The organism is Acinetobacter sp. BD54 (assembly GCF_044778325.1).
GTDB classification, from domain to species: Bacteria; Pseudomonadota; Gammaproteobacteria; order Pseudomonadales; family Moraxellaceae; genus Acinetobacter; species Acinetobacter baumannii.
Genome location: NZ_JANJEP010000012.1, coordinates 77,894 through 92,749, shown reverse-complemented (window position 1 = coordinate 92,749; position 14,856 = coordinate 77,894). Strand labels below are relative to the sequence as shown.

Here is a 14,856-nt window from a genome sequence, read left to right as displayed (position 1 = left end):
TTAGAAAATTATCCAGATAAAACCATATCTACAAAGTGGGTTCGTCATCGCATAGATGATTTAGAAAGATCATCTACAGTGATTGAATAAACGGTTTTTGTTGCTCATCGTGTAGATGATTTAGAAAGATTCTATGAGCGTGACCATGACTCTATTTAAGTTGCTCATCGCCTAGATGATTTAGAAAATTATCCAGATAAAACCATATCTACAAAGTGGGTTCGTCATCGCATAGATGATTTAGAAAGATCATCTACAGTGATTGAATAAACGGTTTTTGTTGCTCATCGTGTAGATGATTTAGAAACAACGACGACGCCGTGTGTTTGTTATCGGAAGGTTGCTCATTGCTCAGATGATTTAGAAACAAGTAGGATTTGCAGCCCCAATAGTCTTTATGTTCGTCATTGCACAAATGATTTAATAATTTGAATCTTAAAAAGAAAAAACCCCGAAACTTACGTTTCAGGGCTTTTCACGAATCTTGGTGGAGATGGCGTCAATTGAACTCAAAACCCAACCTATTAATTTAAAAGCTCTTTTATTGAATAAAAAAACTCATTGACCCAATTTTGACCCAACTTAGATTTAGTGCATTGAATAACTTTAAAATCTTATTCAAATTCAGGATTTGAAATGGCGTACGACATTATAGCAGAACATTATAAGAAATATAAATGCAACGTTATAACATTTCATTTCACTCCTTGTGATATTAATAATCCCTTCAACCTTATTATGACTAAATTTTTAATTTGTATTTTTGCTTAGGACTCTTAGGCTTATCAGGAAGGGTGCGTTCAACCACACCGGCTTCTAATGCTAGAGTCAAATAATTTTTTTATAATGTTGCTCGGTGGGACAAGTCTAATAGAGCCATCAACTCAGTTAGGCTATATTCCTTCTGCTCCATATTCTGGATGAGACGTTTAACTTGATCGCTAACTTGTACGCTAGCTTGAGCGGTATCTTGATCGCTGGCATCAGAACTGAGTATTGCATCTAGAATCATCTGCAAAATAAACTCAATAAAAGGTGCAGAATCTGAGTGATCTGTGCTCGCTTGCAATGCATCGTAATAAGCTTTTTAATTTTGATAAATCAAGCTTTCTACAGGGATATTGAGAAAAATTGGATTCCACTGGCTTAAGATTAAAGTTTGCCATAAACGTCCCATACGCCCATTGCCATCAGCAAATGGGTATATAAACTCAAACTCATAATGAAATACTGAACTCTGAATTAGTGGATGCTCATTGCCTTCAGCCAACCACTGCAATAGCTCTCCCATTAAACGGTGGACTTGATTTGCAGGCGGAGCCATATGCCCGACTCGATCCCCTGACATCACACCAACACCACCATGACGATACTGCCCAACCTCATCAATCAGTCCTGTCATCAATATTTGATGTGCTTTCAGCAAATGAGATTCTTGATCAGGATTCCAATCTTGAATTTCCTCATATGCTTTTAGTGCATTACGCACCTCTTGAACTTCTTTAGATGTAGCGATAATGGGCTTGCCATTCAGGATCGCTGTGATTTGCTCTGTACTCAAGGTATTATTCCCTTCAATTGCTAAAGCCCCTTGAATCGTTCGAATACGATTGGCTTTTCGCAATTTAAGGCTATCTTGGGTTGGGGTTAATGCAGTCAAACTGCCCTATTGATTCACTAATTTGTGCAATCAAGTGAATAATTTTAGAGGTGATCGTATAAGGCGGTTGATATTTCATGCCATTCCTAATTGATGTAAAAACAAAGCACAGTTGATTAAACTCTAAAATATTAATATTTCATAGCTTAGTGAGTGATATCTGCTATCAACATGTTTATCTTTTCTGAATCTGAAACAGTGAGCTAACTAATCGCTATTTCTTTTAAAATAAACCTATGTATTCTCGTTAAAATACGTAGGTTTCTTCATTACAGGACAGCATTATGTTTATTCATGCCGACTTCTCACAACCCGTCATCATCAAGCCAGAAGATTACCATTGGGTGAAATCTCCAGGAGGTGAAGTCGATAGAATGATGCTTGATCGTATTGGCGATGAGAAAGCACGTGCAACTAGTCTTGTGAAATACGCACCAGAATCTACCTTTCCTGAACATCAACATCCTTTGGGTGAAGAAGTCCTCATCTTGTCAGGCATTTTTACCGAGAATGCTGAAGATGATTATCCAGCAGGCTGGTATTTACGTAACCCCCATCATTCAACTCATCGGGTTTCCAGTAAAGCAGGTTGTTTAATCTTTGTGAAACTGATGCAAATGACTGAACATGAGACAGAACCCACCCGAATTAATACCAATGATCCAACAAATTGGAAGCTTACCGAACATCGGATGATATGCCCGTTATTTCAATCGGAACATGAGCAGACCTATTTAGAAAAGCTAAAACCTGATCAAATTTTCGTAGAGAAATCAGAACAAGGGATTGAGTTACTAATTATCAAAGGTCAATTATTTTGTGGCGCTGAAATATATCTAGCAGGTTCATGGGTCCGTCTTCCCATCAATAGTGCTGCTAAATTTCAGGCAGGTCCATCAGGCGCAATGCTTTATGTCAAAACTGGTCATCTACAACATGCCATAGATGTATGGGTGAAATGAACAATAATGTATCTTCAAAATAAGGCTGTCTTGTGTCTAGAATACTGGAAGCCGTCCAGTTACCACTTTTATAATCAGTACAAAATGTAATGATATATCACTACATTTCTGATATTCCTTTTTTCATGTATTATCGACTAAGACAAATTGAAGGATAAGGTTATGTTTGAAACTATTGATAATTTAAAGAAAAAATTAGATCAACATCGCCCTCTCTCTCCGTCAATTGTCAAAAACTTACAAGAAGATCTTATTGTCCGTTGGACCTATCATTCGAATGCAATTGAAGGTAATACACTTACCCTACTAGAAACAAAAGTAGTACTGGAAGGTATTACTGTTGGTGGAAAGGCATTAAGAGAACACTTCGAAGCGATCAACCATAGAAATGCAATTTACTATGTTGAAGATATCATTCGGAAAGAGGAGCCTTTTTCTGAATGGCAAATTCGTAATATCCATCAGCTTATCTTAAAGAATATTGATGATGATAATGCTGGACGTTATCGTCAGCAAAATGTCCTGATATCCGGTGCTACGTCTACCCCGCCTGATTACACATTATTAAATGACAAGATGGCTCAACTGATCGATTGGTATAACAGCGACGCACATAAACTCCATCCAATTGAACGTGCAGCCAAAGTACATGCTGATTTTGTTGGCATTCATCCATTCATTGATGGCAATGGTCGCACATCACGTCTTTTAATGAACCTAGAATTACTTAAAGCTGGTTATCCACCTTGTGTGATTACTGTAGAAAATCGCTTAGCTTACTATGAAGCGCTTGATCAGTGGATGGCTTATGGGAAAACTGAAGCTTTTATTCAATTAGTTTCCGAGGCTGTATTAGAGGGTTTTAAACCGTATCAGGTGGTTTTAGGGATTTAAAATAAAAGATCAGCTTGTACGATATTATCAATTAGAACAATAAACTGTGGGTAATCCTATAGCTTGGACTGTTCCCAGTATCCTAGACATGAAGTAGCTTCATTTTGAAGCTATCTCAAATGCTTCTGGACTCATTCCATCGAGATGCGAATGACGCCTACCGATGGTAAAATATCTCGATATAATCAAACACATCCGCACGGGCCATTTCTCATGTTTTATAAATCCTCTTTTTAATTCTTTCCTTCTTTAAACTACTATAAAAGGATTCAGCAACAGCATTATCCCAACAGTTGCCTCTGCGACTCATACTCAGAACCAAATTATGCTTCTGACAGAATCTTTGCCAGTCTCCACTGCTGTATTGTGGGCCTTGAAGGTAGGCTCGATGATATAATAATTAAACTCTAGCCAATTTGGCTGACACAGAATTTTTGAACGCCCTCTCACATTTAACAATTCACTTATTCTCTACTTCCTCACTTGTATCGCAAATTGAATAACATGGCATTTACCACAATGTAATTTTCCCTCATGCCTTTCTTGTTCGCCCACATAAAAATGATGGAGATGGTCCTGCCCAAATACGTCCAGAATGGATCGAGGATCGTATAAATATTCGATATTTTTAGGCCCCCCGGTTTGGTAGTTGATCTGCTCCTTGGAATACAGCTCACCGATAAACCATCCACCGTTTAGCAAAGATTCTCTTATGCCTGCTAAAATCTGTTTTTGCGTTTGTGTATCGAAATGACCAAATACACAAATCACGTTTTGATAACGCTCGGACGGCCATTTCGCTGCTGTTAAATCCACATTTTTGAGTTCGAGCTTTATCCCTGTGGCTTCGGCCTTGCTAGACAGATGCTTCAAGGCAACATCGGAATAATCCCAGACTTCTGCCGAAAAAGAATAATTATGCTGTCTTGCCTGCTCAGCCAGGTACAGGATATTCCTTCCTTCTCCTTCAGCAATTGCCAGTGTTTTACCTTCTATCCGGATTTTTTCCTTAACCTCCTGGATAAACAGGTTTGCTGCTGTGCCGTACAGGTCCTGCGTCTGGGCATACAATTCATTCCAGTGCTGACTCATTTCATCCCTCCATTTACTTGACTATCCAATCAGCCGGAAAATTCTTTAAAGGCATCCAGTGCATTTGCGGCATACATCAATGAAGGTCCACCGCCCATATATACCGCAACGCCCAGAACTTCCTCCAGCTCCTGCAGGGTCATGCCCATTTTGACCAGGGTTCTGACATGAAAGCCGATACAACCATCACAACGTGATGCGACACCAATCGCCAAGGCAATCAGCTCCTTGGTTTTAGGATCAATCACACCATCACGCATTGCGGTCTGGGACAACTGATTGAAACTTTTCATTAAATCAGGTGAATCTTGAGTTAAGGTTCTTAAACTGCCTGAAATGTTCTGGGTTAATTCTTTGTATTTCATCACTGCTTCTCACATTCAACAATACGGTTGTTCACCTATTCAACGGCTTATTTTTCTACCGGATAGCCCTGCTCTAGCCAGGCCTGATAACCACCCTGAACTGACTTGACCTGGGTAAAACCCATGTTTTGTAAGGTATCGGTTGCCAATGCGGAACGTCCACCCGTACCACAGATCAAATAGATCGGCTGATCTTTAAGGTGTTCCAGTGCCTGCTGGGTATCGCAATGATGACTGGCTAAAGGATGCTGGTGAATTCTCATTTCCAAAACACCACGCGGATAATTCACCGCCCGGTCTATGGCTGCCGCCTGAAACTCATCCGGTTCCCGAACATCAATCAGAATGGTTTTATGGTTTTGCATCGCTTCAAACAGTTCAGCTACACTTACTTCCTGAATCTGGCTTTTCGCATTCAGAATCAATTGCTCTGCAGTTTTCATCATTTTCATTCTTCCTCGGCTATTAAAATTATATTTTGTATAAACGATGCTCAGGTCGATTAAAAGCGCTTGAGTTAAAGTTCCCAACCGGCTGTTTTAGCCCATGAGCGCTGAATAGATTAAATACATCGCCACCCCAACCACGGTAGTGGCAAATATTTTCTGTACCTTGTTACTGTCAATCCGCTGCATCAGACTGCGTCCAATTAACATCCCGACAATACAGGCCAGGACAAAGGTCAGCGTAACCGAAACAGGATATTGAAAGCCATCCAGCACGTGTGCAGAAATACTGACCCCACCAATCAGGAAAATAATCATCAGGGAAGTCGCAACGATACTGCGCATATCAAGGTCGGTGAATTTACGCAGGGCTGGAACAATGACAAAACCCCCACCCACGCCAAGCAGACCGGTTAATAAACCTGCCACAACACCAATACCTGCCAGGAAAGAGGCCGTTTTGACATTCCAGATCAGACGACCGGTCGATTGATTGACCTTGCACGGTGCATTGCCATGATCGGTCACTTTATTAAAGAAGATTCGATAAGCCACGATCAGCATGACCAGACTGAAAGCCAGCGTCAGCCAGACCGGAGAAACGATATCGGCCAGATGCACGCCATAACGCGCTGTAGGAATACTGATCAGTGCGATCCAGAGCGCAGCGCGATAACGCACAATACGCTTGAATAAACCCTCGAACGTTCCGACCAAGGCCGACAGCGTGACTGCCAACAAACCTACCGGTGCAGCCTGTGCCACAGTCCAACCCTGACTCGCCATCAGTGCCGGTACAGCCAGAATTCCGCCACCAGCACCGGTTAGACCCAGCAAGCCACCAATCGCCAATCCTTCCAGTATTAATGCCCACATCGCTCTCTCCCTTATCCACAAAAATGATTCAATAAAAGTTGAACTTTTTGTTGAATCACGACACAAGCTTATTTGAAGTAGTTAAGAGGAAGCTTGAGGTAAGAAACACCATTGGCTTCAGGCTCAGGAAACTGCCCTGCTTTCATATTGATCTGAATTGCCGGTAGAATCAGCTTAGGCATATTGAGTCCTGAATCCCGCTGGTTGCGCATCTGAGCAAATTCAGCTTTACTGATTCCCTGATGAATATGAATATTCTGTGTCTTTTGTGTCTGTATATCAGATTCACACACATAGGATTCACGTGTTTCAGGCAAATAGTCATGACATAAAAAGACCCGCGTATCTTCTGGCAACTGAAACAGGCTTTGTACCGAATCATAAAGCTGTTCTGCGCTGCCTCGCGGGAAGTCACAACGTGCTGTACCATAATCTGGCATAAACAGGGTATCACCCACAAAAACCGCATCACCAATCACATAACTCAGACAAGCAGGCGTATGTCCCGGTGTTGGAATGTTATAAGCCTTCAAGGTTCCGATTTGGAACGACTCATGATCTTTAAATAAATAATCAAAGAGCTGCTGAGCATTCCATTGTTTAATATCCAGATGATAAATCGCGCCAAAAGTTTCCTGAACAATACCAATTTTCTGGCTCATGGCGATCTTGCCACCTAACTCAGCTTTGAGATATTGTGCTGCAGTTAAATGGTCAGCATGGACATGGGTTTCGAGAATCCACTCGACCGTTAAACCCTGCTCTTTAATATAGGCAATAATTTTATCGGCATGAATAGTGGATGTACTTGCTGATGCCGGATCATAATCCAAAACGCTATCAATAATGGCGCAGGCTTTGGTCGCAGGATCACGTACAACATAACTGAAGGTATTGGTATCTTCGTGAAAAAAATCTTTTACTATAGGTAAGTTTGACATCGTTAAGCTCCTGACCATTTACGGTGAATCCATACACCCACCAGCATTGCTACAATAAAATAGAGCACTTGATAGTGGCCCAAACCGATCAAGGTGAAACTTGGTGCCGGACAGATGCCTGCAATGCCCCAACCTGCACCAAATAAAACCGCACCCGTGATCAGTTTTTTATCTATCTGATTATTTTTAGGTAAATCAATAGGTTCATTAAATACTGTTTTTGGTTGCGCCGTACGTAATGCTTTCTGGAAGGGAATAAAGGCCACCGCAATCGCGCCCATCATGACAAAGGCCAGACTGGCATCCCAGTCGCCAAACAGATCCAGGAAATCGAGTACTTTTTCCGGATTGGACATGCCCGATACCATCAGCCCCACAGAGAACAGCGCACCAAATAAAAAGGCAAACACATTTTTCATTTTAGAATGCTCCTGTGATATGACGGATAATATAAACAGCGACAAAACCTGCAAACATGAAAGTCATGGTCGCGATGATAGAACGCTTAGACAGGCGACTGATGCCACAAATTCCGTGACCACTGGTACAGCCCGAACCCAGACGTGTCCCAAAGCCCACCAGCAGACCTGCCACAATCATCATCAGTGGGCTAGCATTCAATTCGATTTCAGGTTGTACAAACAGACCATAAATAAACGGTGTGAGGACTAAGCCTAATAAAAACCAGATTGCAGGTGTTTTAAACATGGTTTTTGAGTTTAAGACTTGCCCAATCAAACCACTGATCCCTGCAATACGGCCATTGACGTAAAGATAGCCAACTACAGAAAGCCCGAGCATTAAGCCGCCAATAAATGCGATGAGGAAGTCATGCATGATGAATTAATCCCTATACAATATACTTTTTTATATTATATAATAAAAAATATTAATCAAGCAGTTTTATGGTAAATTATGTAAACTGCACGGGCTACATCAAAAGTTGTGAGGACATTTATGGATATGATTGCTGAAAATGCCAAAATTGATTTTTCTCAAGTCGATTTCGTCAGCCAATGCCTAAAAGTTTTAGCCAATCCTGATCGTCTGAAAATCTTATGTGTTCTGGTCGACGGGGAAATGAATGTTCAGGAAATTGAAGAATCCACTGACATTCATCAACCTACACTTTCACAACAACTGACTGTGCTACGTAAGGCCGACATGGTCAGCACCCGACGTGAGGGTAAACAGATTTTCTATCGTCTGAGTGATCCCAAGGTCTTGAGCCTGATGCAAAAACTGTACGAGCTGTATTGCGCCTAGCCCTCCTCTTAATGCAACCAAAAAGAATAACCTTCAATAAATTCCGGCGATCGCAGTGATGCCATCCCCCGTCGATATTGCAGGATTGAGGCGATATTGACCAACAAACCGAATACAATCACCATAATTCCCATCCACTGTGCATAGGCTATTTTTTATGCATAATGTTCATGATCGACCAGTTGTACTAACAGGTTAGATTTTTCAATCACAAAACCCAATGCAATTAATGCCAGACCACTCCGGTTCCATGCCAGAGCGGTTCATTCCAAAGCAAACAGTACCCGTGGATGATCCAAAGTTGACATATCTCATCCAATCTTATTGTTCAAAAATTTCCTTGAAGTCCATCGCCAGGCCTTGAGTCGATTTAAATTCACCCTGATTGTTTTTCCAGGCCATCGACGGTGTGGAGAAAAAGCCGTATTTCCCCATTAGGGCCTGGTTGGCATCAATTTTTGCAGCAATTTCGGCAGGAATCTTTTCCATTTTCTTGAGCTGCTTTTTGCCTTTATTCTTGTTTATATCATTAAAAACTGCTGCTGGATTTTTCGACATTAACAATGTGGCCACCTGGCCACGGCTTTCTTCACGGATCACACCGACCTGAATATGACGCAGTTGTACCTTGCCTGATTCGACCCAAGGCCGAGCTGCTTGCCAGAATTTATAGCAATATGGGCAATTCGGATCGGAAAACACATAGACCACCCGTGGTGCATCTGGCTTTCCATCCTGGATCCAGGTCGATTTTTCCAGGGTTTTCCAGACATCGTCCAATACCGCTTTTTTCATATGCTTTTCAATCTGCTCATTGGACAGGCTTTTCCCTTGCGCATCAAATAGTTCGCCCTTGATATAATATTTGTCATCATTGGAGATAAATACCGTATTGGAGTATTGGTCTTCATGCCCCACCCAGCCGGTCATTCCTTGCGGTGCCGGAATCTGTTTTACAAACACAAAGCCCTGTTTTTCAATGTTCTGTTTTATATTTGCCTGCGTGTGCATGCTCATGATCAGGAACATGCCTGCACCAAGCACCCGGTAAATTTTGTTCATACTAAGTCCTTCTGTTTTTTAGGGTTGATCTGAAATTCTGTTTAAATATTGCTGCAACATGGCCGGACTGAGTTCCCCCATATGCCGCTCGACCAGCTGGCCTTGAGCATTAAAAAACAGCGTCGTTGGCAGGCCAAAACTATTCAGCTGCTGTGGTAGTTCACCATATGGGTCCAGCAGGACATGTTTAAATTGAAACTGATGTTTTCTTAAATAGGCATTTACGGTCGCTACCTCCTCACCCTGATTGAGCATGACAAAATTCACTTGAGGATGCTGCTTGGCTGCTTTGGCCAACACCGGCATTTCGCGGTGACACGGCGGACACCAGCTCGCCCACAAATTAATTACCGTGGGCTGGCCAATGAACTGGCTGAGTGGAATCTTGTCTGTACCCAGACGCTCCTGTTCTAGTCCAACAAAGGCCAGATCAGGAAACGCTGCTTCAGTTTTTAGACTTGATTTGAACGCGAACCCAAGCCCGATCCAGAGTACCAATATGAGCAACAAGATGGCTTTGAATCGGGTCTGCAACTGTCTGTTTCGAATGACATACCACAAAGCACCAATCAGCACCCCTCCCCATAAATGGAAACCTTTGTCCTGGATTTTCAGTATGTCGATGGGTGCTGCAAAATACAGCTCGCCATTGAGCAGAACGAAAACAAGACGCGCACCCAGCATCCCCAGCAAAAAACTGCTCCAGAGCAAATCCTGACTTTGTCCAAGCTGCTGTTTAGACCATGAATACTTTCTGGCTAATCCAAACAGGATGGCAGATAGCAGTATCAAGCCAGTGGCAACAATTATGAGTGTCCAAGGCAACATCAAAGGTCCCAGATGCAGTGCATCACTGGAAATCATCATGGTTGTTCCCCTTGCAGTTGCTGCAATTTACCGAGCAAATGTGTCGCGCTAAAGCTTCCGGTTAAACGCAACTCGCGCTGTTCCTGATGCGCTGCATTTAGAAATATGAAGGTGGGTGGTCCGAGGATTTGCCATTCTTTTAGCAGCTCATCCTGACTTGGATGATAGTGGGTCAGGTCTAATTTGATACGAACCACATTTTGTAAAGCTGTCTGGACATCACTACGTGGAATCACTTCCTTTTCGATCGGTTGACAGGCCACACACCAGTCTGCATAGACATCAATTACAACCGGCTGTGCAGGATGTTTGGCTAAAACCTGTTGCAATTCTGCGGCTGTACTGACTCTCTGCCATTCAAGCCGTGATTCTACATGGGCCACCTGTACCTGACTCCAGACATGATAGAGCTGCATGCCTCCTGCATAGACCAGTAAACCACTGAGCAGCATCAGGCCTATTTTCGCTACAGACCGATGCACATGAGGCAGCATCTTGAACAAGAAGTAGCCTGAACAGGTGATCAGTACCACACCCAAAAGGCTCAGGTATAAAATGCCGGGCAATAGTGGACGGGCGAAATACAAGGCCAGCGCCAGCATGACAAAGCCAAAACTAAACTTCAGGCGATCCATCCATATGCCAGGTTTGGGTAAAAGATGGGACCCAAATACGGCAGCAATAAATAGCGGCAAGCCCAGCCCAAGGCCTAAGACAAACAGATAACTGGCGCCCAGCATCGGTTGATTAAGCTGAGACACATAGATTAAGGCACCGGCCAACGGTGCACTCATACATGGCCCGACAATCAGTGCGGCGATCACGCCCATGAGACCAGCACCAATCAGCGTGCCACCCTTCTGCTTTTGCTGCCATTGATCCAGACGCTGTAACATGCCTTGGGGTAAGGACAGCTGAAATGCTCCAAACAGATTAAGTGCGAACAAAACAAACAGAATGCTGAAAATACTGATGAATACCGGACTTTGAAACCAGCGCTGAAAACTGTAACCGAGCTGTGCCACAGCAAGTCCCATGACCGCATAGACCAGTGCCATACCCAAAACAAAGACCAGCGCAATCAGCGCAGCACGGTAGCCTCGGTGCTGCTGGACCAGAATTCCTGTTAAAATTGGAATTAAAGGTAAAGAACATGGTAAAAATGCCAGCAGAATGCCAAGCCCGAGAAAAATCAGGGCATTAATCAACAGACCTTGTTCCGACAGCAAACTTAAAAAATACTGGTCATTGTTCCACTGGCTATTCATGCCTGCTGACGAAGTTTGATTTTTAGGCTCTGCAATGAGTGAGTCGTTTTTCTCTGTTAATTCCATCTCAGGCTGAACGACAGGTTCGGAAACTGCAGTAACTTGCATTTCCTCTACCTTTTCTTCGGTCAGTGCTTGATCTGTACTTGGAGTTTGCTCTATAGCTTGGAGCTCATCTTTCTGAGCGGTCAGAATCTGTTCGTTTACTTCTGGCTGTGTAGTGCTGGCCAGCAGCTTTTGAGGCTTGCTCAAGTTTTGCGCTGAAAATAAACCATCTGCATCAGTTGTTACTGTGGTGCGTTGCACCGGATAACATAAACCGCTTTCTGCACAGCCCTGCCACTGCACCACAAACTGCTGGTTGGGCTGGACATTCAGATTGGTTTTGACTTGCCCATAATGCACCTGGGTCAAACCGAAATTGGGGTCATCTTTGTCTTCGGGTTTGGGCAATGCCAACTTGACTGGGGTCTGCTGATGAGACACTTTAAGCTGGTCATGATACAGATAATAACCCTCTGCGATTTTCCAGCTAAGCTCTGCCTGAGTCTGGCTTGTAGAAACCACCTGAAACTGAAAAGCCTGATCCGGTGGTAAAAAATCTGCATGTGCAGCTCCCGTCATGATTCCACCGCCGATCACGGCACCCAATATCCACTTCAACATCCAGCTGATCTCCTCCTGTTAGGACTGCATTATTGAAAAACTAAAATTAAGGCAACATTAACAGCCCAAATCATTTATAAAATAATGGTAGTTTGATCAGGATGTTCTATGTTTATTGTATTGGTTGAGGATGATCCCTATATCGCACAGAGCATTTGTGCTGCTCTGAACTATCTGAATATTTCAGTGGAGCATGTCAGTCACGCACGTGCTGCGGATTATTTTATCCGGCATAGTGCAGTCGATTTATGTTTACTGGATTTAGGCCTGCCGGATCAGGATGGCCTGGATTTGCTGCACAGCTGGCGACGCGACCAGATTGATCTCCCGGTACTGGTATTGACGGCACGGCTGCGGACCGATCAGTGTGTTCAGGCCCTGAATGCCGGTGCCGACGACTACCTGACCAAACCTTTTGAATTGGAGGAACTGATTGCTCGGATTCATGCTCTCACCCGTCGCCACCGTGGCTTTGCCTCGAATACACTGCAATTTGATGAACTGGTTCTGAACCGGGATACCCAGACTGTGACCTATCAAGACCAGGCTGTGAATTTATCTCGCCGTGAATTCAGCCTGCTGGAAACCCTGATGAGCCACCCCAACCAGATCCTGAAAAATGAACAGCTTATTGACAAGCTCTATGGCTTCCAGGACTCTATCGAGAGCAATGCCCTGAATGTACACATTTATCACCTAAGACAAAAACTGCATCCAGACTTGATTCAGACCATTCGTGGTGTGGGATATATTTTCAAACCGTTTGAGCAACGTCATGTTTAGTCACAGCTTGAAATGGCGTTTGGTCATGAGTCTTTTGGCCGTGTTTATTGTGTTGTGGAGTGCGGTATTTTCATGGCTGTATATTGACCTGAAACAACGCTTACAAGACACTCTGGATCAACGCTTATCGGCATCTGCGCAAATGGTTGCCCGGCTGATTCAGCAGTTACCGCTGGATAGTCTGGGGGATGCAACCTTATCAAAATTAGCCAAGAATGATGAGGTAAACCAGTTAATTGCCTGTGAAGTCTCTCTTTTTAGCTCTGACGTCTCGGTAGGCAATCAGATCATTGCCAAAACACGCGGTGCCCCAAAAAATTTAAGCCAACGACAAGAAGGATTCAGCACCTGGCAGCAGGGTGATACGGAATGGCGCAGTTATGTCCTGCGTCGTGGCGATATTCAGGTGGTGGCGGCAGAACGCATGTTCTTGAGGGATACCCTACTACAGCAGATTCTGCAGGCCGTACTGGTTCCCTTAGTCTTCTCACTGCTGATCTGTATTGCCTTGATCATCTTTATTATCCGCAGACAGTTCCGGTCTTTGGATCAGCTCAGTCAATACCTGAACCAGAAAAACCTTAACTATTCAGAGGCGGCAGATTTTTTAATGCAGCTCAAGCCTGCAAGCATTCCCCAGGAAGTACAGCCTTTTGTCAACAATTCCACGCAGTTGATTCAGAAAATTAATGACAGTCTGCAACAGGAGAAAGCCTTTAGTGCCTATGCTGCACATGAATTACGCAGTCCCCTGACCGCAATTAAAACTCATGTACAACTGGCCCAGCTGATTAGTCAACAGCAGAATCTGCCTGAATCCATTCAGCACAATTTGCAGCAGGCCAATGAGAGTATCCGGCGTTATACGCTGTTACTCGAGCAGCTTTTATTACTGACCCAATCGGAAAACAGTATCCAGGAAATGACTGAGACTATCTGGCTTCGCCCCACACTTGAGAAGGTCCTTGCAGACTTAAGTACACGCTATCCAGAAATGAATGAAAAAATACAGGTGAACTGGAGCCTGGGTGAAATTCAGCTACCTGAATTTGTGCTGTATACCGTACTGAAAAATCTGCTTGAAAATGCACTGCTGCATGCACAGGCTGCCCATATCTGGATTTCCATGCAGTCTGGTTGCCTGGTGATTGAAGATGATGGACAACAACTTACAGCACAGGATATCCAACATTTAGGACAGCGCTTCTGGCGAAAATCGGCTCAGCAGCATGGCCATGGTTTAGGACTGGCATTAGTTAAAAGCTTGCTAGGCAATTATCAATACCATCTTGGATTTCAGCAGCGTGATCCTGTAGGACTGATCGTTAGCATTCAGGAAGATACTTCAAAAGCGTCACGAGAATTTAAAAAATAAGCCTTTGTTTTTAAAAACCTTTTTAATATTGAAAAATCTTGTACTCATTTTTTCTCCAAATTAGATTTAGTGGATTAAATCTCAAAAAATATTTTGTTAAAATTACAGGGGGTTATAATTTATCGATTTGCAAGTTTGTTCTTATATCATGCTAGAATTTCGTTATCTTAAAGAAGACACCCCCCTCTATTTAGAGCTGAATAGCCACCACTCTCCTAGACAAATATCGTAGATTCTTTTTGCATAGGTGGACTGCCACCACTCTCCTAGACAAATTTAGTCTATTCTTTTTGCATAGGAGAGAACATTATGAGTGGACAACGCTATACCCCA

16 protein-coding genes and 2 pseudogenes are annotated in these 14,856 nt (G+C 43.2%); 5 read left to right on the top strand and 13 right to left on the bottom strand.

Going from position 1 to position 14,856, the window contains the following annotated elements:
* Positions 1 to 742: 742 nt before the first annotated feature.
* Positions 743 to 1,739, bottom strand: a pseudogene (locus NQ782_RS16965) (Fic family protein).
* Between the two features lie 205 nt (positions 1,740 to 1,944).
* Here NQ782_RS16965 and NQ782_RS16960 point away from each other — a divergent pair.
* Both NQ782_RS16960 and NQ782_RS16955 read left to right on the top strand, forming a co-directional pair.
* Entirely contained in the window at positions 1,945 to 2,622 is a 678-nt protein-coding gene (locus tag NQ782_RS16960) for a cupin domain-containing protein (protein WP_005247050.1), read from the top strand.
* Positions 2,623 to 2,784: 162 nt separating this feature from the next.
* Positions 2,785 to 3,516 (top strand): Fic family protein, encoded by a 732-nt coding sequence (locus tag NQ782_RS16955; protein WP_005247051.1) that lies wholly within the window; start codon positions 2,785 to 2,787, stop codon positions 3,514 to 3,516.
* A 99-nt stretch (positions 3,517 to 3,615) separates the two neighbouring features.
* On the opposite strand, the pseudogene NQ782_RS16950 reads toward NQ782_RS16955, so the two are convergent.
* From NQ782_RS16950 to NQ782_RS16915, 8 genes and pseudogenes are all read right to left on the bottom strand, one after another.
* Positions 3,616 to 3,892, bottom strand: a pseudogene (locus NQ782_RS16950) (IS3 family transposase); the annotation flags it as partial.
* A gap of 95 nt (positions 3,893 to 3,987) precedes the next feature.
* Positions 3,988 to 4,608, bottom strand: coding sequence for a class I SAM-dependent methyltransferase (locus tag NQ782_RS16945; protein ID WP_032051541.1), 621 nt, complete (start codon positions 4,606 to 4,608; stop codon positions 3,988 to 3,990).
* Between the two features lie 29 nt (positions 4,609 to 4,637).
* On the bottom strand, positions 4,638 to 4,973 hold the full coding sequence (locus NQ782_RS16940; RefSeq protein WP_005247053.1) for a carboxymuconolactone decarboxylase family protein: 336 nt from the start codon (positions 4,971 to 4,973) through the stop codon (positions 4,638 to 4,640).
* A gap of 47 nt (positions 4,974 to 5,020) precedes the next feature.
* A complete protein-coding gene (locus NQ782_RS16935) occupies positions 5,021 to 5,416 on the bottom strand; it encodes a rhodanese-like domain-containing protein (RefSeq protein ID WP_032051543.1) in 396 nt (131 codons plus the stop codon).
* A gap of 96 nt (positions 5,417 to 5,512) precedes the next feature.
* Complete coding sequence (locus NQ782_RS16930; RefSeq protein ID WP_005247055.1) at positions 5,513 to 6,295, bottom strand: sulfite exporter TauE/SafE family protein; 783 nt, start codon at positions 6,293 to 6,295, stop codon at positions 5,513 to 5,515.
* 68 nt (positions 6,296 to 6,363) lie between these two features.
* Positions 6,364 to 7,236 carry an MBL fold metallo-hydrolase gene (locus NQ782_RS16925; RefSeq protein WP_005247056.1) on the bottom strand — a complete coding sequence of 291 codons (873 nt, stop codon included), beginning with the start codon at positions 7,234 to 7,236 and terminating at the stop codon, positions 6,364 to 6,366.
* A 2-nt stretch (positions 7,237 to 7,238) separates the two neighbouring features.
* Positions 7,239 to 7,655 carry a DUF6691 family protein gene (locus NQ782_RS16920; RefSeq protein WP_005404969.1) on the bottom strand — a complete coding sequence of 139 codons (417 nt, stop codon included), beginning with the start codon at positions 7,653 to 7,655 and terminating at the stop codon, positions 7,239 to 7,241.
* Between the two features lies 1 nt (position 7,656).
* A complete protein-coding gene (locus NQ782_RS16915) occupies positions 7,657 to 8,073 on the bottom strand; it encodes a YeeE/YedE family protein (RefSeq protein WP_005247059.1) in 417 nt (138 codons plus the stop codon).
* Positions 8,074 to 8,193: 120 nt separating this feature from the next.
* Here NQ782_RS16915 and NQ782_RS16910 point away from each other — a divergent pair, with 120 nt between their 5' ends.
* A complete protein-coding gene (locus tag NQ782_RS16910) occupies positions 8,194 to 8,502 on the top strand; it encodes a metalloregulator ArsR/SmtB family transcription factor (protein ID WP_005251415.1) in 309 nt (102 codons plus the stop codon).
* 155 nt (positions 8,503 to 8,657) lie between these two features.
* Here the strand turns inward: NQ782_RS16910 and NQ782_RS16905 are convergent, their stop codons facing one another.
* The 4 genes from NQ782_RS16905 to dsbD all read right to left on the bottom strand — a co-directional run bounded on the left by NQ782_RS16905 (position 8,658) and on the right by dsbD (position 12,365).
* The gene (locus NQ782_RS16905; RefSeq protein ID WP_289844973.1) at positions 8,658 to 8,759 is read right to left on the bottom strand and encodes a hypothetical protein; all 102 of its coding nucleotides are present in this window, start codon (positions 8,757 to 8,759) and stop codon (positions 8,658 to 8,660) included.
* A 64-nt stretch (positions 8,760 to 8,823) separates the two neighbouring features.
* Entirely contained in the window at positions 8,824 to 9,564 is a 741-nt protein-coding gene (dsbG, locus tag NQ782_RS16900; RefSeq protein ID WP_032051546.1) for a thiol:disulfide interchange protein DsbG, read from the bottom strand.
* A gap of 18 nt (positions 9,565 to 9,582) precedes the next feature.
* Positions 9,583 to 10,431, bottom strand: coding sequence for a TlpA disulfide reductase family protein (locus NQ782_RS16895; RefSeq protein WP_032051547.1), 849 nt, complete (start codon positions 10,429 to 10,431; stop codon positions 9,583 to 9,585).
* Positions 10,428 to 12,365 carry a protein-disulfide reductase DsbD gene (dsbD, locus tag NQ782_RS16890; protein WP_032051549.1) on the bottom strand — a complete coding sequence of 646 codons (1,938 nt, stop codon included), beginning with the start codon at positions 12,363 to 12,365 and terminating at the stop codon, positions 10,428 to 10,430. Before dsbD ends, NQ782_RS16895 begins: the two co-directional genes overlap by 4 nt.
* A gap of 108 nt (positions 12,366 to 12,473) precedes the next feature.
* Between dsbD and NQ782_RS16885 the strand changes: the two genes are divergently transcribed.
* Together NQ782_RS16885 and NQ782_RS16880 are read left to right on the top strand one after the other, a co-directional pair.
* Positions 12,474 to 13,148: a response regulator transcription factor gene (locus NQ782_RS16885; protein ID WP_005247066.1), complete on the top strand. Its 675-nt coding sequence runs from the start codon at positions 12,474 to 12,476 to the stop codon at positions 13,146 to 13,148.
* Positions 13,141 to 14,523, top strand: coding sequence for an ATP-binding protein (locus NQ782_RS16880; RefSeq protein WP_032051550.1), 1,383 nt, complete (start codon positions 13,141 to 13,143; stop codon positions 14,521 to 14,523). Before NQ782_RS16885 ends, NQ782_RS16880 begins: the two co-directional genes overlap by 8 nt.
* Positions 14,524 to 14,856: the final 333 nt, after the last annotated feature.